Source organism: Enterobacter genomosp. S (assembly GCF_001631805.1).
GTDB lineage: Bacteria > Pseudomonadota > Gammaproteobacteria > Enterobacterales > Enterobacteriaceae > Enterobacter > Enterobacter quasihormaechei.
Genome location: NZ_LVVA01000023.1, coordinates 1 through 19,710 on the forward strand (window position 1 = coordinate 1; position 19,710 = coordinate 19,710).

Below are 19,710 nucleotides of genomic sequence, written 5' to 3' on the forward strand. Positions count from 1 at the left end.
TATCGTCTTGCGACGTTAAGAATCCATGTCACTTTGAGTGCCCACACAGATTGTCTGATAAATTGTTAAAGAGCAGTGCCGCTACGTTTTCGCTGCGGCGCGGGGTGTGCATATTACGCTTTCCCGCTTCAGAGTCAAGCCTTTATTTTGCTTTTCTCTGCTGACCCGGCGGCTTGCGTGCCGTTGTTCCGTGTCAGTGGAGGCGCATTATAGGGAGTTCTTCTGAAGTGACAAGAGGAAATTTAAAAAAAGTTTCTGACCGTGTTTTTTTTCACCAAAAACGATGAGTTCAAGCTACAAATTGTTCTATTTGATGTATCTGCAACCACAATCACACCTGAGATGGCATAATTAGCGCATCAATATTTAAGGAATAAAAGCGATGCCATTAAGCGCACAACAGTTGGCAGCTCAAAAAAACCTGTCGTACGTGCTGGCAGAAAAGCTGGCCCAGCTGATCTTAGCGGGTAAATATGCCCCAGGGAGCATCCTGCCCAGCGAGATGGAACTGGGGGATCGGTTTGGCGTAAGCCGTACCGCCGTTCGCGAAGCGGTAAAAACATTAACGGCGAAAGGAATGGTGCTTCCACGCCCGCGCATTGGCACCCGCGTTATGCCTCAGGGGAACTGGAACTTTCTCGATCAGGAATTACTCACCTGGTGGATGACCGAAGATAACTTTAATCAGGTCGTTGAACACTTTCTGGTCATGCGCAGCAGTCTTGAGCCTCAGGCCTGCCTGCTTGCCGCCACGCTCGGCACGGCAGAGCAAAAAGCGCAGCTCAATACATTAATGGAAGAGATGGTGTTTCTGAAAAAGCACTTTAACCGCGAACGCTGGATAGAGGTCGATATGGCCTGGCACGAACATATCTATAATATGAGCGGTAATCCTTTCCTGACCTCCTTTGCTTCTTTATTCCATTCTGTGTACCACACTTACTTTACCTCTATCACACAAGATGAGGTGGTGAAGCTGGATCTGCATCAGGCGATAGTCGATGCCATTCAGGAGAGCGACGGGCAGCGAGCCCTGAGTGCGTGCCAGGCGTTGCTGGCCGCGCCAACCCACCAGCAGGTAAATAAATGACTGAGAAAAAAGCACGCAGTATGGCCGGATTGCCGTGGATTGCAGCCATGGCGTTCTTTATGCAGGCACTGGATGCCACTATCCTCAATACCGCCCTTCCCGCTATAGCCCAAAGCCTTAACCGCTCCCCGCTGGCGATGCAATCCGCCATCATCAGCTATACCCTGACGGTGGCGATGCTTATTCCGGTCAGCGGCTGGCTGGCCGATCGTTTCGGCACGCGTAAAGTGTTCATGCTGGCGGTGACGCTGTTCACCCTCGGTTCTCTGGCGTGTGCCCTCTCCACTTCCCTGACGGAGCTGGTTATCTTCCGCGTCCTACAGGGGATAGGCGGTGCGATGATGATGCCCGTCGCGCGTCTGGCGCTCTTGCGCGCCTATCCGCGCAGCGAACTGCTCCCGGTGCTCAACTTTGTGACCATGCCGGGACTGGTCGGGCCGATACTTGGCCCGGTACTAGGCGGCGTACTGGTGACCTGGGCAAGCTGGCACTGGATCTTCCTGATTAACATTCCGATTGGTGTGGCAGGGCTGATTTACGCCCGCAAATATATGCCGAACTTCACCACGCCACGGCGCAGCTTCGATATGGGCGGCTTCTTCCTTTTTGGCCTCAGTCTGGTCCTGTTCTCTAGCGGGATGGAGCTGTTTGGCGAGAAAATCGTAGCGACGTGGCTGGCGCTGGCCGTCATCCTCAGCGGTATTCTGCTGTTCCTTCTTTATATACGCCATGCGCGTCGCCACCCGACGCCGCTTATCTCTTTATCTCTCTTTAACACCCGAACGTTCTCCGTCGGGATCGCGGGCAATATAGCTTCACGTCTCGGCACGGGCTGTGTGCCTTTCCTGATGCCGCTGATGCTTCAGGTCGGCTTTGGCTATCCGGCGCTGATTGCCGGCTGCATGATGGCCCCCACGGCGATGGGCTCGATTCTTGCAAAATCGACGGTTACCCAGGTGCTGCGCTGGTTTGGCTATCGTAAGACGCTGGTTGGCGTGACGGTATTTATCGGATTGATGATTGCGCAGTTCTCCCTGCAATCTGCGGCGTTACCGATATGGATGCTGATCCTGCCGCTGTTTGTGCTGGGAATGGCCATGTCGACGCAGTTCACGTCGATGAACACGATTACCCTTGCGGATCTCACCGATGAGAACGCCAGCAGCGGCAACAGCGTACTGGCGGTGACCCAACAGCTGTCGATCAGCCTCGGGGTAGCCGTGAGCGCGGCAGTGCTGCGGTTTTATGAAGGGTTTGACGGTACGAATACCGTTGAGCAGTTCCACTATACCTTTATCACCATGGGCGCGCTTACCGTGGTATCGGCGGTGGTCTTTATGTTGTTAAAGCCGAAAGACGGCCGGAACCTGATTAAAGAGCGTCACAAAGAAAAGGCTAAACCGAACCGCGTTCCATCAGAACAGGAGTAAGCTGCAAACGTTGCTGTTGCAGCGTGGGTTGCGCCATACGGTGGATCAACACGTCGATGGCCAGCTCACCCAGCTCATCCTTCGGCTGATGGATCGTGGTCAGCGGCGGCGTCATGTAGCGTGCCAGTTCGATATCATCGTAACCGACGATCGCCATATCGTCCGGAACACGTAACCCCGCCTGATACAGCGCCTGGTAAGCTCCGAATGCCATCGCATCGTTACCAATAAACACGGCCTGCGGGCGCGGCTCTTGCGCCAGCAGTTTCTGCATTGCTTCAAATCCACCGTTAAATTCGAAATCGCCGGTGATGCGATAGCCATCAGGAATGGCAAGCCCTGCCCGTTCCATTGCCGAAAGATAGCCTTCGAGACGCAGGCGCGCCGGGGTTTTATCCAGCGGGCCGGTAATGCAGGCAATGCGGGTATGACCTTTATCAATCAGGTGCTGCGTCGCCATATCGCCGCCCAGCAACGAGTTATCCTGAATCAGATCGCTGGTCCCGTCGAACGGCGCCCAGTCCATCATTACCGTGGGAATAGAAGGGTAGCGCTGAATAATCTCTTTCGAGGGTTGATGCGTTTCGGTACAGAGCAGCAGCAATCCGTCGACGCGTTTTTGCATGAGCGTCTCCAGGTTACGGTTCATGCGCTGCTCGTCCCCTTCGGTATTGCACAGCACCAGGCTATAGCCGCGCTCGAAGCAGCTGCGTTCCACGCCGCGCACCAGTTCAGAATAGAAAGGATTGGTACTGGCCGTGATCAGCATGCCGATGGTGCGCGTCTGGTTAAGCTTCAGGCTGCGCGCCAGCGCGGACGGCGCATAATTGAGTTCTTTAATTGCAGCGTCAACTTTCTCCCGAATCGCCTCGCTGACGAAGCGATCGTTATTAATAACGTGGGAGACGGTCGAGGTAGAAACGCCCGCCATACGGGCGACATCTTTCATTGTGGCCAAGCATTACCCCTGCTGACTTAAGAATTCATCGATCTCTTTACGCCACGGAACAGAAGGCTGTGCGCCTTTGCGCGTCACCGCAATCGCGGCGGCGGCATGCGCAAAGCGGATCGCGTCATCCATTGCTTTTCCTTCCAGCAATGCCGTTACCAGCGCACCGTTGAAGGTGTCGCCTGCGGCGATGGTATCAATGGCTTTGACCTTAAAGCCCGGTACGCGACGGCCATCGCCCTTGACGCTAGCCCACACTCCACGGCTGCCGAGGGTGATTATTACGGTTCCAATGCCTTTTTCATGCAGCGCACGCGCCGCACGCGCTGCATCGTCATCATTCTCGACACGGATGCCCGTCAGCTTTTCCGCTTCGGTTTCGTTCGGGGTGATGATATCCACCAGCGCCAGCAGTTCGTCTGATAATACACGGGCAGGCGCAGGGTTAAGTACGACAGTGGTATGATTTTCATGCGCAATTTTCGCGGCGGCCAGCACGCTTTCAACCGGAGACTCCAGCTGCATCAGCAGGGCTTCCGCTCCGGCGATGATCCCACGCTGCGCTTCGACACGTTCAGTCGTTAACGCGGCGTTAGCCCCCGCATGAATACCGATGACATTCTCACCTTCCGCATTGACGAAAATCAGCGCCACGCCGGTAGATTCCCCTTCAACAACGCTGACGGGTGCAGTATCGATGTTGTCGCTTGCCAGCTGTTTACGTACGCGCTCGCCGGTATCGTCATCACCCGTACAGGCGATAAACGCGATATTCGCCCCGCTGCGCCCGGCAGCAACCGCCTGGTTTGCGCCCTTACCGCCGAACGCGACCTGATACTGATTGCCGGTGACGGTTTCGCCCGGCGTGGGGAACGTTTCAAGGTTAAGAATGTGATCGGCATTGATACTGCCAAGGACGACGAGGTTGCCTGCGGTTTTCATGTATTGAGGTGTCCATCTGAGAGCGCCACCGGTATTACCCGGTGGCGTATGCCACACTTTTCTTTTATTTGGTGTCCCTCAGGCAGCCAGCGACTGCCTGAATCGCCTTTACTGCTTAATGACCAGCTTCAGGTCAACAGGGTATTTGGCCTGAACTTTTTCGCCCTTCAGCACTTTATCGGCAGTTTGCACGCCAGTCGCGCCAATCTGCTCAGGCAGCTGAGCGATGGTCGCAGCCAGTTTGCCATCATTTACTGCTTTTTCACCATCCGGCGTGCCGTCAAATCCGACAACCATCACATCTGATTTACCCGCAGTCTGGAGCGCACGCAGCGCACCGAGCGCCATTTCGTCGTTCTGTGCAAATACCGCCTGCACATCTGGATGCGCGGTCAGCAGGTTCTGCATAACGTTCAGACCCTTAGTACGGTCGAAGTCTGCTGGCTGGCTCGCCAGAACGTTAAATTTATGCGCCGCGACAGCCTGCTGGAAGCCTTCACCACGTTCACGGGCCGCAGAAGTACCGGCGATACCCTGCAACTCGATCACTTTTGCGCCTTCACCGGCTTTCTTAGCAATGTAGTCACCGGCAATTTTTCCGCCCAGTACGTTATCAGACGCAATGTGGCTGACCACGTCGCCTTTCGTCGCCTGACGGTCCAGGGTGATCACCGGGATCTTCGCCTGGTTTGCCATCTTCACGGCGTTACCGACCGCGTCGGAATCGGTTGGGTTGATCAGCAGGATTTTCGTACCGCGTACGGTTAAGTCCTGAACGTTAGCCAGCTCTTTCGCCGGATTGTTCTGTGAATCCAGCACCACCAGGTTGTAGCCCAGTTTGTCTGCTTCTTTCTGCGCACCGTCCTTCAGAGAGACGAAGAACGGGTTGTTCAGGGTAGAGACAACCAGCGCGATGGTATCTTTCGCCATGGCGTTAGCACTTACGGTTGTGCTCAGCGCGACAGCAGAAACCAGGGTAGCCAGTTTTTTCATGTTCATATCTAAGATGTCCTGTAGTGTCGTCAGTTACTGTTTTTTGTTGTCTACCAGTACCGCCAGCAAAATCACCACTGCCTTAACGATCATCTGGTAATAGGAGGAAACACCTAACAAATTCAAACCATTATTCAGGAAACCGAGGATCAGTGCGCCGATCAATGTCCCAACAATGCGACCTTTACCGCCCGCAAGGCTCGTACCGCCCAGAACCACCGCCGCGATGGCATCCAGCTCGTACCCCGTTCCCGCCGTTGGCTGTGCGGAAGAGAGGCGCGCCACTTCGATGATGCCCGCCAGAGAGGCCAGCAGGCCGCACAGGGAGTAAACGATAATTTTGACTTTATTGACGCTGATGCCGGACAGACGCGTGGCCGCTTCATTACCGCCCAGCGCATAGATATACCGGCCCAGGCGGGTATGATGCAGCATGTACCACGCCGCCAGGAAGACGATAGCCATGATCCAGACCGGCGTCGGGATGCCCAGCGGGCGACCAATACCGAACCAGCCAAACAGGTCGGCGTTATCCGTAAACCCGGTATTCACCGGGCTGCCGTTGGTGTACACCATGGTCACGCCGCGCAGCAGCAACATCATCACCAGCGTGGCGATAAATGCCTGAACGCGGCCTTTCGCCACTATCACACCGGTAACGGCACCAATCGCTGCGCCTGCCGCCAGGGCAGCGGCAACGGCCACCAGCGCGTTAACTTCAATGCCGACAATCGACGCGGCAATCGCACCGGTGAGCGCCAGCAGGGAACCGACGGACAGATCGATACCCGAGGTCAGAATCACCAGCGTCATCCCCACCGCCATAATGGCGTTGACGGAAGTCTGCTGAAGAATATTGAACAGGTTATTGACGGTAAAAAAGTTCGGGCTCATGGTCGAGACAATCGCGATCAGCACCAGCAGGGCAATCAGCGATTTTTGTTCCATCAGCCATGCCTTTGTGAAATAGCGGCGACCAGAAACAGCCTGGGTAGTCATCTTCTTACTCCTGATTCACGCGATTAAGCTTGCCCACAGCGGCAGCCATCAGAACTTCCTGGGTGGCCTGCTCGCGAGTGAATTCACCGCCGAGATGCCCTTCATGCATGACGATAATGCGATCGCTCATGCCTAATACTTCTGGCATCTCGGAAGAGACCAGAATGATGCTCAGACCGTCGGCCTTGAACTGGTTAATCAGCTGATAGATCTCTTTTTTCGCGCCCACGTCCACGCCGCGGGTTGGCTCGTCGAGGATCAGCACTTTCGGGCGCGTCATCAGCCCGCGAGCAATCGCCACTTTCTGCTGATTCCCGCCGGACAGCAGGCCAATCGCCTGCTCCATCGACGGCGTTTTAACGTTGAAGAGACGGATAAAATCGCTGACCGCCTGCTGTTCGTCTTTGTGCTTCAGGCTGCCGCCGCTGCGGCTGAAATAGCGCAGCGCGGTCAGGGACATGTTCTCTTTCACCGACATGCCCAGCACTAAGCCGTCGCGCTTTCGGTCTTCGGAGATATAGACGATGCCGTTCGCCAGCCCCTCCTGCGGCGAGCGGGTGACCACTTCATGACCATTAAGGGTAACGTAACCGCTGGTGCGCGGCAGTGCGCCATACAGCACTTTCATCAGTTCGGTACGGCCCGCGCCCATCAGGCCCGCCACGCCCAGGATCTCGCCCTGGCGGAGGGTAAAGGTCACATCGTTAACGCCCGGGCCGCAGAGGTTATCTACCTTCAGGCGGATCTCGCCCGGCGCTTTGTCCAGATGCGGATATTGGTCTTCGAGCTTACGTCCCACCATCATTTCGATCAGCGTATCTTCGTTCAGCGTCGCCACTTCGCGCTCGGCGATAAACTGCCCGTCGCGGAAGACGGTCACGTCGTCGCAAATTTCGAAGATCTCTTTCATGCGGTGAGAGATATAGACAATGCCGCGGCCCTGCGCTTTCAGCTCGCGGATCACGCGGAACAAGGATTCGGTTTCGGTATCGGTCAGGGCGTCGGTCGGTTCATCCATAATGATGACCTTCGACTCAAAGCTCAGTACCTTCGCGATTTCCACCATCTGCTGATCGCCGATGGAGAGGTCGCCCACCAGCCGGTCGCTCTTGAAGCGCAGGTTCAGCTTCGCCAGCAGTTTGTCCGCTTCGGCGTACATGGTTTTCCAGTCGATTTTGCCAAACCGGTTCACGAACTCGCGGCCCAGGAAGATGTTCTCCGCAATGGTCAGCTGCGGGATCAGGTTTAGCTCCTGATGAATAATGCCGATGCCCGCTTCCTGTGAGGATTTCGGGCCGCTGAAGGTGGTCTCTTTACCCAGCCAAACGAGTGAACCGGCATCGCGTTGGTAGATACCGGTCAGCACTTTCATCATGGTGGATTTGCCGGCGCCGTTTTCGCCCACCAGCGCCATTACGCGACCGGAATAGACGTTCAGCGCCGCGCCGGAGAGGGCTTTAACGCCCGGGAACGACTTATCGATCCCTTTGAGTTGGAGTAATGCGTCCATGATGGCCTCAGAAGGTGACGCCAGCACAGAGAATGATATTCGCATACGGGGAACACTCCCCGCTGCGAATCACCGCCTGACTGTCTGCGGTTTGTTGTTTGAACTGCTCGTGCGTTGTGTAACGAATTTCTATGGTGTTTCCCTGGCGTTGTTGCAGCTGCTCAATGTGGCTGAGCAACGCTTCGTGGAGTTGCGGATTATGCTGTTTGATTTCCGCGGCGAGAATGGCCGTCTCAACCTGCATTTCCGCGGTCACCACCTCCAGTACCTGCATGAACGAGGGTACGCCCTGCGTTAACGCCATATCGATACGGGTTGTGCTGCGCGGAACCGGTAAGCCTGCATCGCAAACCACCAGCGTATCGGTATGCCCAAGACGGGAAATAACCGACGAGATTTCTGAGTTGAGTACCGTGCCTTTCTTCATTTTTTGCTCCACTAGCGAAACGTTTCGCTAAAAACAGTGTAGCCGCAAAAATGTTCAGAAAACCATCATGACGTAACGGATTTGTGATCAACGTCGAAACGTTTCGCTAAGTGAAATATTGAGGTGATTTTGGCGGGTATGTTGAGGATCGGGTAGGCCGGGTGAGCGCAGCGCCACCCGGCATTTTTAGAAGGACTTAAATCTCGACCTGCGTCCCCAGTTCAATCACGCGATTAGGCGGGATCTCAAACTGGTCAGGCGCACGCAGGGCGTTACGTTGCAGGATGAGATACAGCTTACCGCGCAGACGCAGATACCATGGGCGCTTGCCGATGATCAGCGACTCGTGGGACATAAAGAACGACGTCTCCATCATGCGGCAGCTCAGCCCTTCCAGACCGCAGCGGTGGAAAACTTCTTCCACGTTCGGCGTTTCGCGCCATCCGTAGCTCGCCACCACGCGCCAGAAGGTCGGCGACAACTGCTCAATCTGTACGCGGCGCACGTTGTGAACGTACGGCGCATCTTCGGTGCGCAGCGTCAGCAGAATCACGCGCTCGTGCAGCACTTTGTTGTGCTTAAGATTATGCATCAGCGCAAACGGGATCACGTTCAACGCACGAGACATATACACCGCTGTGCCCGGCACGCGCACCGGCGGGGATTTCTCCAGCGAGGCGATCATCGCCTCCAGAGAATTACCGTGCTCATGCATACGTCGCAGCAGACGGAAACGTTCGCTCTTCCACGTCGTCATCACGATGAACATCACCAGACCCAGCGTCAGCGGCAGCCAGCCACCGGAGACAATCTTGTCGAGGTTCGCAGAGAACAGCGGCACGTCGATGCAGAGGAAGCCAACCAGGATCAGCCCCACGAGGAACTTATTCCAGTGCCAGTTACGATACGCCACGGTGGTGGAGAGAATAGAGGTCAACACCATCGTTCCGGTCACCGCGATACCGTACGCCGCCGCCAGGTTACTGGAGTGCTCGAAGCTGACGATAACAATCACAACCGCGAAATAGAGCAGCCAGTTGACGAACGGAATGTAGATCTGGCCTGACTCCATCTCAGAGGTATGAATAATGCGCATTGGCGAGAGATACCCCAGACGCACGGCCTGACGCGTCAGGGAGAAGACGCCGGAGATGACGGCCTGAGAGGCAATGACCGTCGCCAGCGTCGCCAGGATCAGCATCGGAACCAGCGCCCAGTCCGGCGCCAGCAGGAAGAACGGGTTTTTAATTGCTTCAGGATGGGCAAGCAGCAGCGCGCCCTGGCCGAAGTAATTCAGCACCAGCGAAGGCAGGACAACGCTAAACCAGGCGACACGAATAGGGAGTTTCCCAAAGTGGCCCATATCCGCATACAGCGCTTCAACACCGGTAATGGAAAGCACCACCGCGCCCAGCGCCACGAACGACACCACTTTATATTCAAGGAAGAAATGAACCGCCCACATCGGGTTCAGCGCGTGCAGGACATCCGGGTTGGCAATAATGCTGCGCAAGCCCAGCGCCGCCAGGATCAGGAACCAGGCCAGCATAATAGGCGCAAACAGCTTACCCACCAGCCCGGTACCGTGTTTTTGTATGGCAAACAGCAATGTCAGCACGACAATAGCGAGTGGCACGACCCACGTATCAAGCTGCGGCGCGACAATCTCCAACCCTTCTATGGCCGACATCACCGAAATCGCCGGCGTAATCACCACTTCCCCATAGAAGAAGCTGCCGCCAATCAGGCCGATAATGACCAGCACAGAGGTCATTCTTGCAGAGGTATTGCGCCCGGCAAGGGACATCAGGGTCAGAATACCGCCCTCACCCGCGTTATCAGCCCGCATAACGAAGGAGAGATACTTCAGGGAGACCACCAGGATCAGCAGCCAGAAGATGAGCGAGAGAAAACCAAATACGGCGTCACGCTCTACACCAAAACCAAACTGACCGGACAGACATTCACGAAGCGTATAAAGCGGGCTGGTGCCGATATCACCGTAGACAACCCCGATCGCCGCAAGCGTTACTGCGGGTAATGATTGCTTATTATCAGTGCTCATAGACTAGTCTTTTCGTTTGAATAACAAATGTGTGCTTAGTCCCTTGGCCCACAAAAAGCGCACAGTATGCACGATTCAATGCAAAATCGTACCCCTAAATGCAGCCGCATTAATGTAGCGCAAAGAAAATAGCGCCGCACTTCAGCCTATTACCAGGCCAGACCGAAACGTCTATACTCGCTTCAATTAGCCGCCACCACGGTGAAAGGATGCAAAACTATTATGGCTCACTCACATTTATTAGCAGAAAGAATTTCCCGCCTCAGCAGCGCGCTGGAGAAAGGCCTTTACGAGCGTAGCCACGCCATTCGCCTCTGTTTACTGGCGGCGTTGAGCGGGGAAAGCGTGTTTCTGCTGGGCCCGCCGGGCATTGCCAAAAGTCTGATCGCACGCCGCCTCAAGTTCGCTTTCCAGAACGCTCGCGCGTTTGAGTATTTGATGACACGCTTCTCCACGCCGGAAGAAGTTTTCGGCCCGCTCTCCATTCAGGCGTTAAAAGACGAGGGACGCTACGAGCGTCTGACGGCGGGCTATCTCCCGGAAGCGGAAATCGTCTTTCTTGATGAGATCTGGAAAGCCGGCCCGGCCATTCTGAACACCCTGCTGACGGCAATCAACGAACGCCGCTTCCGCAACGGCGCGAGCGAAGAGAAGATCCCCATGCGCCTGCTGGTGGCCGCGTCTAACGAATTGCCCGAAGCCGACAGCAGCCTGGAAGCGCTGTACGACCGCATGCTGATCCGCTTGTGGCTGGATAAAGTCCAGGATAAATCGAACTTCCGTTCAATGCTGGTGAGCCAGCAGGACGAAAACGAAAACCCGGTGGCAGCATCGTTACAGGTCACGGACGAGGAATATCACCAGTGGCAGGAGGATATCGGCAAGATAAAACTGCCTGATACCGTATTTGAGCTGATCTTCATGCTGCGCCAGCAGCTTGATTTACTGCCCTCCGCGCCGTACGTCTCCGACCGTCGCTGGAAAAAAGCCATTCGCCTGCTTCAGGCAAGCGCCCTGTTCAGCGGCCGCGATGCTGTTGCCCCTGTCGATCTGATCCTGCTGAAAGACTGTCTGTGGCACGACGCAGAAGGGATGAATCTGATGCAGCAGCAGCTGGACGTTTTGATGACCGGACACGCGTGGGGCCAGCAGTCGATGCTCAATCAGCTGGGGGCGATTGCCCAACATCGACTTCAGCTCCAGCAGCAGCAAAGTGACAAAACCGCGCTGAAGGTGAACCGTCTCGGCGGGATGTTTGCCCGTAAGCCACACTATGAACTGCCCGCCGGGCTGACTGACGCCTCGCTCACGCTCCTCCTCCAGCAGCCGCTTAAGCTTCATGATATGCAGGTGGTGCACGTGACGATCGAACGCGTTGCGCTGGTTCAGTGGCTGGATAAGGGCGGTGAGATCCGCGGTAAACTCAACGGTATTGGCTTTGCACAGCCGCTGTCGCTGGAAGTCGATAGCAGCCAACATCTGGTGATCCGCGACGTCAGCCTTCAGGGATCGCGCCTGGCGCTGCCGGGAACGGCCTCGGACAGCCTTCCGGAGGAGATCAAACAGCAGCTCGACGCGCTGGATAACGAATGGCATCAGCAGCACACGCGCTTCAGCGAGCAGCAGAAATGCCTCTTTATTCATAGCGACTGGTTAGGCCGCATTGAAGCCAGCTTGCAGGATGTCAGCGCGCAGATCAAACAGGCGCGTCAATGCTAACGCTGGATACGCTCAACGTCATGCTGGCGGTTAGCGAGGACGGTTTAATCGAAGAGGTCATCATTACCCTGCTCGCTTCACCGCAGCTGGCGGCCTTTTTTGAAAAATTCCCGAAGCTCAGAAAAGCAATGACGGACGATCTTCCCCGCTGGCGCGATAGCCTGCGACAGCGGTTCAAGGAGACGGAAGTCCCGCCCGAACTGACAGAGGAAGTGGCTGATTACCAGCAGTGCCAGCGGCTTTCAACGCCGCAGTTTATTGCCCAGCTTCCGCAAACCCTGACATTGCTTGATAAGGTTCATTCCCCGTTTGCCAGCCAGGCCAGAGCGCTGGCCACCGACAACCCGAGCTTTACTCCCGCCCTGCACACCCTGTTTTTACAGCGCTGGCGGCTCAGCCTTGTGGTTCAGGCCACCTCGCTCAACCAGCAATTACTGGACGAAGAGCGCGAACAGCTGTTGAGCGAGGTTCAGGAGCGGATGACGTTAAGCGGCCAGCTGGAACAGGTGCTGGTGGAGAATGAAAACGCTGCCGGACGCCTCTGGGATATGAGTGCCGGACAGCTAAAGCGCGGCGACTATCAGCTGATCGTCAGGTACGGCGACTTTCTGGCGCAACAGCCGGAGCTGATGAAGCTCGCGGAACAGCTTGGGCGCTCCCGGGAGGCAAAATCGGTCCCAAAGAACGATGCGCCGATGGAAACCTTCCGCACCCTGGTGCGTGAACCCTCCACCGTGCCGGAGCAGGTTGACGGGCTACAGCAAAGCGATGACATCCTGCGCCTGCTGCCCACGGAACTCAGCACGCTGGGAATGACCGAGCTGGAGTATGAGTTTTATCGTCGGCTGGTGGAAAAACAGCTGCTCACCTATCGGCTACACGGCGAAGCCTGGCGCGAGAAGATCAGCCAGCGTCCGGTGGTGCATCAGGACTTTGATGAGCAACCGCGCGGCCCGTTCATTGTTTGCGTCGATACGTCCGGATCGATGGGGGGGTTTAATGAACAGTGCGCAAAAGCGTTCTGCCTGGCCCTGATGCGCGTGGCGCTCGCCGATCGTCGTCGCTGCTACATCATGTTATTTTCCAGCGAAGTGGTCGGATATGAACTGACTGGCTCACAGGGGCTGGAGCAGGCGATCCGCTTTTTAAGCCAACGCTTTCGCGGCGGCACCGATCTGGCCAGCTGTTTTCGCAGCATCATTGAGCGTATGCAGGGCGGCGACTGGTACGACGCAGATGCGGTGGTGATTTCCGATTTTATTGCCCAGCGGCTGCCGGACGACGTGGTGAGTAAAGTGAAGGAGATGCAGCGCGTGCACCAGCACCGTTTTCATGCGGTGGCGATGTCCGCCCATGGAAAACCCGGCATCATGCGCATCTTCGATCATATCTGGCGCTTTGACACCGGGTTGCGTAGCCGCCTGCTCAGACGCTGGCAGCGTTAATTACAGAAGAGAACCGACGCTTTCACGTACCTGCTGCGGCCAGACCCCACACTGCACCTGACCAATGTGAGACAGTTGCAGCAGCAGCATGGTCAGACGGGACTGCCCGATACCGCCGCCGATGGTCTGCGGCATTTCACCGCGCAGCAGCGCCTGATGCCACTCCAGTTGCAGACGATCTTCATCACCGGTCACGGCCAGCTGACGCTTCAGTGCTTCAGCATCCACGCGGATCCCCATTGAAGAGAGTTCAAACGCATCTTCCAGAACCGGGTTCCAGACCAGAATGTCGCCGTTCAGTCCGGCATATTCGCTTTCGCCCACGGTGCTCCAGTCATCATAATCCGGCGCACGAACGTCGTGACGTTTGCCATCAGACAGTTTGCCGCCGATGCCAATCAGAAATACTGCGCCCAGTTCTTTGGCGATCGCCCGCTCGCGGCCTTTGGCATCCAGATCCGGGAAACGGCTCAGCAGTTCCTGGCTGTGGACAAAGTGGATCGTTTCCGGCAGGAACGGTGCCAGACCAAACTCTTTGCTCACGGCCGCTTCGGTTGCTTTGATCCCCGCGTAGATCGCCTCTACGGTGGATTTCAGCGTACCAACATGACGCTCGCCGTCACCCATTACGCGCTCCCAGTCCCACTGGTCAACGTAGACAGAGTGAATTGGGGAGAGACGGTCTTCATCGGGGCGAAGGGCTTTCATGTGCGTGTAAAGCCCTTCGCCCGCGCTGAAGTCGTGTTGTCCCAGGGTTTGACGCTTCCACTTCGCCAGGGAATGCACCACTTCGAACTGGGCGTCTGGCAGTGTTTTCACTTTTACCTGTACCGCTTTTTCGCAACCAGACAGGTTATCCTGCGTCCCGTCACCCACGCGGCTCAGAATCGGCGCCTGAACTTCAATAAGGCCAAGCTTCTCTTCCAGCTGGCGGGAAAAATGGGATTTTACGAAACTGATCTGGCGTTGTTTTGCGATGTAAGCGGTTTTCATTATTTATACTCCTGCGTCCTGTTGGTATTGATTAAGCAACAAAAATGGCACCTTATTCAATAACCCATCAACAAAAAGCCGCCTTCACTTTTGATTCGATAAAATTAACCGCTAGAATAGAGGGAATCATCAATCTTCATAAGAAAAAGCTATGGAAAATTATCAGATCGACAATCTTGACCGCGGCATCCTGGAGGCGCTGATGGCCAATGCGCGCACCGCGTATGCCGAACTGGCGAAACAGTTTGGCGTCAGCCCGGGGACCATTCACGTCCGCGTTGAGAAAATGAAGCAGGCGGGGATCATCACTGGCGCACGCATTGACGTCAGTCCGAAGCAGCTCGGCTACGACGTTTGCTGCTTCATTGGCATCATTCTTAAAAGTGCAAAAGATTACCCCTCAGCGCTGGAGAAGCTGAACGCGCTGGATGAAGTCACCGAGGCGTACTACACCACCGGGCACTACAGCATCTTTATTAAGGTAATGTGCCGATCCATCGATGCCCTCCAGCAGGTACTTATCAACAAGATCCAAACAATCGATGAAATTCAGTCCACCGAAACCCTGATCTCCCTGCAAAACCCGATCATGCGTACCATCCGCCCGTGATCGGGCAATTTCATTCCCACATTTTCCACAGGTAGATCCCAGCTCGTTCACAGCGTACAATGGCCGCCTCTTTATCTGAGCGAGCGATCAATGGCGGACATTACTCTTATCAGCGGCAGCACCCTAGGCGGTGCGGAATATGTAGCGGAACATCTGGCTGAGAAGCTGGAAGACGCGGGCTTTTCAACGGAAACCCTGCACGGCCCGCTGCTGGAAGATCTCCCGACTGATGGGGTCTGGCTGCTGATCACCTCCACGCACGGCGCGGGCGATCTGCCGGATAACCTGCAACCTTTATATGACGAACTGCTGGAACAGCAGCCCAGTCTGTCAAACGTCCGGTTTGGTGCGATCGGGATCGGCAGCCGTGAATATGACACCTTCTGCGGTGCAATAGAGAAAGTAGAAGCCGCTGTAACCGCCTGCGGAGCAAAACAGCTGGGTGAAACCCTGAAGATCAACATCCTCGATCATGATATTCCGGAAGATCCAGCCGAGATCTGGCTCGCAGAATGGAAAAATTTACTCAAAAACGATTAAAGATCGTGCGATCAGATGTGGATAACTCTGGTTAAAAGCTCGTATTAACCCGTAGTTATCCAAAGAACAACGTTGGTTTAGTTTTTGACCTGTGGATAAAGCGGCGATCTGATCCCAGCTTATACTGTCCAGGATCACCGATCATTCACAGCAAACGATCCTTCCTAACTGCATGATCTTATTTATGAGATCGGACTTATCCACAACGGTCTGCGATCCTAATAAGAGATCACAATAGAACAGATCTCTAAATAAAAAGATCTTCTTTTTAATAGCCCAGGATCCCAATGCTTTCTCGAAAGACTAAAGTTGAGTAGAATCCACGGCCCGGGCTTCAATCCATTTTCATACCGCTTTACGCGAGGCAGACCACCATGTTTTATCAGGATCCTTTTGACGTCATCATCATTGGCGGGGGTCATGCAGGCACTGAGGCCGCAATGGCCGCAGCGCGAATGGGTCAGCAGACCCTGCTTTTGACACACAATATCGACACGCTGGGACAAATGTCCTGTAATCCGGCGATTGGCGGCATTGGGAAAGGACACCTGGTAAAAGAAGTGGATGCACTTGGCGGCCTGATGGCGAAAGCGATCGATCATGCGGGCATTCAGTTTAGGATACTAAACGCGAGTAAAGGCCCTGCTGTCCGCGCCACTCGTGCGCAGGCAGACCGCGTGCTTTACCGTCAGGCTGTCCGCACCGCGCTGGAGAACCAGCCGAACCTGATGATCTTCCAGCAGGCAGTAGAAGATCTTATCGTGGAGAACGATCGTGTTGTCGGTGCTGTGACCCAAATGGGCCTCAAGTTCCGCGCAAAAGCCGTGGTGCTGACGGTCGGGACATTCCTGGACGGCAAAATCCATATTGGTCTGGACAACTACAGCGGTGGCCGTGCTGGCGATCCGCCGTCCATTCCGCTGTCTCGTCGTCTGCGTGAACTGCCGCTGCGCGTCAGCCGTCTGAAAACCGGCACGCCGCCGCGTATCGATGCGCGCACCATTGATTTCAGCGTACTGGCCCAACAGCACGGCGATAACCCAATGCCGGTGTTCTCGTTCATGGGCAATGCGGCACAACATCCGCAGCAGGTGCCGTGCTACATCACGCACACCAATGAGAAAACGCACGACGTGATCCGCAATAACCTCGATCGCAGCCCAATGTACGCGGGCGTGATCGAAGGGATCGGCCCGCGCTACTGCCCGTCGATCGAAGACAAGGTGATGCGCTTTGCCGATCGTAACCAGCACCAGATCTTCCTGGAGCCGGAAGGATTGACCTCTAACGAAATTTACCCGAACGGCATCTCCACCAGCCTGCCATTCGACGTGCAGATGCAAATTGTTCGCTCAATGCAGGGGATGGAGAATGCGAAAATCGTTCGCCCTGGCTACGCTATTGAGTACGATTTCTTCGACCCACGTGACCTGAAGCCGACGCTGGAGAGCAAATTCATCCACGGCCTGTTCTTCGCGGGGCAGATTAACGGCACCACCGGCTACGAAGAAGCCGCAGCGCAGGGTTTGCTTGCCGGTCTGAACGCTGCCCGCTTCTCTGCCGAGAAAGATGGCTGGGCGCCGGCGCGTTCTCAGGCCTATCTGGGCGTTTTGGTCGACGATCTCTGCACGCTGGGTACCAAAGAACCGTACCGTATGTTTACCTCTCGCGCGGAATATCGTCTGATGCTGCGCGAAGACAACGCCGATCTGCGTCTGACCGAAATGGGTCGAGAGCTGGGTCTGGTGGATGACGAACGCTGGGCGCGCTTCAACGAGAAGCTTGAACGCATTGAACAGGAACGTCAGCGCCTGAAAACCACCTGGGTAAACCCTCAGGCGGAAACCGCTGCCGAAGTGAACGCTCACTTAACAGCGCCGCTGTCGCGTGAAGCCAGCGGCGAAGATCTGCTGCGTCGTCCTGAAGTCACCTACGAGAATCTGGTCAAACTGACTGCGTTCGCGCCGGGCCTTGAAGACGCTGAAGCGGCTGAGCAGGTCGAAATTCAGGTGAAATACGAAGGCTACATTGCGCGTCAGCAGGATGAGATCGAAAAACAGCAGCGTAATGAAAATACGCTGCTGCCGGAAATGCTGGACTATCGTCAGGTGACGGGCCTTTCCAACGAAGTGATCGCTAAGCTTAACGATCATAAACCGGTGTCGATTGGCCAGGCCTCACGGATCTCCGGCGTCACGCCTGCCGCGATTTCAATTCTGCTGGTGTGGCTGAAAAAGCAGGGTATGCTGCGCCGCAGCGCGTAACGTTTGAACATTGCCCGGTGGCGCTGCGCTTACCGGGCCTACAGAACCCCGAAGGGCGGGTAAGCGAAGCGCCACCCGCCAGTAAGTATCTCAACAGGTATCCACCGTGCTCAATAAACTCTCTCGTCTGCTGGATGAAGCAGGTATTTCGCTCACCGATCACCAGAAAAACCAGCTGGTGGCCTATGTCGATATGCTGAACAAATGGAACAAAGCGTACAATCTGACCTCGGTGCGCGATCCCAACGAGATGCTGGTTCGCCATATTCTCGATAGCATCGTGGTGGCGCCGTACCTGAAAGGTGAACGTTTTATCGACGTTGGCACCGGTCCGGGGCTGCCGGGTATCCCGTTGTCTATCGTCCGCCCGGAGAGCCATTTCACGCTGCTGGACAGCCTGGGCAAGCGCGTGCGCTTTTTACGCCAGGTACAGCATGAGCTGAAGCTGGAAAACATCACGCCGGTGCAGAGCAGGGTAGAGGCGTTCCCGGCAGAGCCGCCGTTTGACGGCGTCATCAGCCGTGCCTTTGCATCGCTTAACGACATGGTGAGCTGGTGTAAACACCTGCCGGCGGAAAATGGCCGCTTTTATGCCCTGAAAGGGCTGGTGCCTGAAGATGAGATTCAACAGCTGCCAGCGGATTTTGCTGTTGAATCAATCGAGAAGTTACAGGTTCCTCATCTCGACGGTGAACGGCATTTGGTGATTCTTAAGCCAAACAAATTTTAAAAAATAAATAAAAAATGGGGAATTAGTGCTGTTCTTAGTGTGTTAAAAAACAGCACACCCATGAGGATAATTCTGAAGTCATTTTAACCTTGTGTTCACCATGGTTTTTCTTGCGGTTAACCTGAGGTGATTCATTCACCGTAATGATAATCAACTATGAAAATATCAGTCTGCTAAAAGTGGGCTGTAGCAACCAGAATGCAATGTTAAATATTTATTAAAAATGTCAATAAAAGGTTTTTGTTGTATATAAGGCTGTTTTAGAAATAGTTGCGATTTTTTGGCTTTAAATTCATGAAGATGAAATAAAACGTTTTACGTGTTTGATAATTACCGCTTTATCGCAAATGTGCATTTTGTGATCTCGTGCACGCTTTATCGCCAACGTTTTCGCGCTGTTTGCAGTTTCGCCTGAAGGTCGACGCTTTGGTCAAAAGTTGAAAAATAGCGCTGGGGAAAAATATTTAAACATTTATTCACCTTTTCGCTACTTAATGTTTGAAATCACGGGTACGCACCGTATAATTTGACCGCTTTTTGATGCTTGACTCTGAGCCTTAAAGGACGTTTTATACGACACGCGGCATACCTCGAAGGGAGCAGGAGTAAAACGTGATGTCTGTGTCGCTCTTGAGTAGAAACGTTGCTCGTAAGCTTCTGTTCATTCAGTTTCTGGCGGTAATAGCAAGTGGACTGCTGTTTAGCCTCAAAGACCCCTTCTGGGGCATCTCCGCCGCGTGCGGAGGTTTGGCGGTTGTGCTGCCAAACGTGTTGTTTATGATTTTTGCCTGGCGTCATCAGGCGCATACACCCGCCAAAGGCCGCGTGGCCTGGTCCTTCGCTCTCGGCGAAGTGTGTAAGGTGTTGTTGACCTTTGCTCTACTGGTGATGGCGCTGGCGGTTTTGAAAGTGGTATTCATGCCGCTGATAGCAACGTGGGTTTTGGTGCTGGTGGTACAAGTTCTGGCTCCAGCTGTAATCAATAACAAAGGGTAAAAGGCATC

General features: G+C 55.0%; 17 protein-coding genes. 9 read left to right on the forward strand and 8 right to left on the reverse strand.

The window, feature by feature from the left end:
• Positions 1-382 precede the first annotated feature (382 nt).
• Both A3466_RS19770 and mdtD read left to right on the forward strand, forming a co-directional pair.
• Positions 383-1,090, forward strand: coding sequence for a FadR/GntR family transcriptional regulator (locus A3466_RS19770; RefSeq protein ID WP_063452026.1), 708 nt, complete (start codon positions 383-385; stop codon positions 1,088-1,090).
• Entirely contained in the window at positions 1,087-2,520 is a 1,434-nt protein-coding gene (mdtD, locus tag A3466_RS19775) for a multidrug transporter subunit MdtD (protein WP_063452027.1), read from the forward strand. The genes A3466_RS19770 and mdtD overlap by 4 nt, the downstream gene beginning before the upstream one ends.
• Here mdtD and rbsR read toward each other — a convergent pair.
• From rbsR to kup, 7 genes are all read right to left on the reverse strand, one after another.
• Positions 2,486-3,478, reverse strand: a complete 993-nt coding sequence (gene rbsR / locus A3466_RS19780) for a ribose operon transcriptional repressor RbsR (RefSeq protein WP_003862402.1) — start codon at positions 3,476-3,478, stop codon at positions 2,486-2,488. The two genes, mdtD and rbsR, sit on opposite strands and share 35 nt — an antisense overlap.
• Positions 3,479-3,481: 3 nt before the next feature.
• Positions 3,482-4,411: a ribokinase gene (gene rbsK, locus A3466_RS19785; protein ID WP_063452028.1), complete on the reverse strand. Its 930-nt coding sequence runs from the start codon at positions 4,409-4,411 to the stop codon at positions 3,482-3,484.
• A gap of 108 nt (positions 4,412-4,519) precedes the next feature.
• Entirely contained in the window at positions 4,520-5,410 is an 891-nt protein-coding gene (gene rbsB / locus A3466_RS19790) for a ribose ABC transporter substrate-binding protein RbsB (RefSeq protein WP_063452029.1), read from the reverse strand.
• 27 nt (positions 5,411-5,437) lie between these two features.
• Positions 5,438-6,403, reverse strand: a complete 966-nt coding sequence (gene rbsC, locus A3466_RS19795; RefSeq protein ID WP_047360514.1) for a ribose ABC transporter permease — start codon at positions 6,401-6,403, stop codon at positions 5,438-5,440.
• 4 nt (positions 6,404-6,407) lie between these two features.
• Entirely contained in the window at positions 6,408-7,913 is a 1,506-nt protein-coding gene (gene rbsA / locus A3466_RS19800; RefSeq protein ID WP_063452030.1) for a ribose ABC transporter ATP-binding protein RbsA, read from the reverse strand.
• A gap of 7 nt (positions 7,914-7,920) precedes the next feature.
• Positions 7,921-8,340, reverse strand: a complete 420-nt coding sequence (rbsD, locus tag A3466_RS19805) for a D-ribose pyranase (RefSeq protein WP_063452031.1) — start codon at positions 8,338-8,340, stop codon at positions 7,921-7,923.
• 196 nt (positions 8,341-8,536) lie between these two features.
• Positions 8,537-10,405, reverse strand: coding sequence for a low affinity potassium transporter Kup (kup, locus tag A3466_RS19810; RefSeq protein ID WP_063452032.1), 1,869 nt, complete (start codon positions 10,403-10,405; stop codon positions 8,537-8,539).
• Positions 10,406-10,627: 222 nt separating this feature from the next.
• Here kup and ravA point away from each other — a divergent pair, with 222 nt between their 5' ends.
• Together ravA and viaA are read left to right on the forward strand one after the other, a co-directional pair.
• Entirely contained in the window at positions 10,628-12,124 is a 1,497-nt protein-coding gene (gene ravA, locus A3466_RS19815; RefSeq protein WP_063452033.1) for an ATPase RavA, read from the forward strand.
• The gene (gene viaA / locus A3466_RS19820; protein ID WP_063452034.1) at positions 12,118-13,569 is read left to right on the forward strand and encodes an ATPase RavA stimulator ViaA; all 1,452 of its coding nucleotides are present in this window, start codon (positions 12,118-12,120) and stop codon (positions 13,567-13,569) included. The genes ravA and viaA overlap by 7 nt, the downstream gene beginning before the upstream one ends.
• Here viaA and asnA read toward each other — a convergent pair whose 3' ends face one another.
• Positions 13,570-14,562, reverse strand: a complete 993-nt coding sequence (gene asnA / locus A3466_RS19825) for an aspartate--ammonia ligase (RefSeq protein ID WP_003862385.1) — start codon at positions 14,560-14,562, stop codon at positions 13,570-13,572. It abuts the gene before it with no gap.
• 151 nt (positions 14,563-14,713) lie between these two features.
• Between asnA and asnC the strand changes: the two genes are divergently transcribed.
• The 5 genes from asnC (at position 14,714) to atpI (ending at position 19,702) form a co-directional block, all read left to right on the forward strand.
• Positions 14,714-15,172, forward strand: coding sequence for a transcriptional regulator AsnC (asnC, locus tag A3466_RS19830; protein ID WP_003862383.1), 459 nt, complete (start codon positions 14,714-14,716; stop codon positions 15,170-15,172).
• A gap of 90 nt (positions 15,173-15,262) precedes the next feature.
• Positions 15,263-15,712: an FMN-binding protein MioC gene (gene mioC / locus A3466_RS19835; protein ID WP_063452035.1), complete on the forward strand. Its 450-nt coding sequence runs from the start codon at positions 15,263-15,265 to the stop codon at positions 15,710-15,712.
• A gap of 374 nt (positions 15,713-16,086) precedes the next feature.
• Positions 16,087-17,976: a tRNA uridine-5-carboxymethylaminomethyl(34) synthesis enzyme MnmG gene (mnmG, locus tag A3466_RS19840; RefSeq protein ID WP_063452036.1), complete on the forward strand. Its 1,890-nt coding sequence runs from the start codon at positions 16,087-16,089 to the stop codon at positions 17,974-17,976.
• Positions 17,977-18,082: 106 nt separating this feature from the next.
• Complete coding sequence (gene rsmG, locus A3466_RS19845) at positions 18,083-18,706, forward strand: 16S rRNA (guanine(527)-N(7))-methyltransferase RsmG (protein WP_063452037.1); 624 nt, start codon at positions 18,083-18,085, stop codon at positions 18,704-18,706.
• 615 nt (positions 18,707-19,321) lie between these two features.
• On the forward strand, positions 19,322-19,702 hold the full coding sequence (gene atpI, locus A3466_RS19850) for a F0F1 ATP synthase subunit I (RefSeq protein ID WP_003862375.1): 381 nt from the start codon (positions 19,322-19,324) through the stop codon (positions 19,700-19,702).
• The last annotated feature ends 8 nt before the right edge of the window (positions 19,703-19,710 follow it).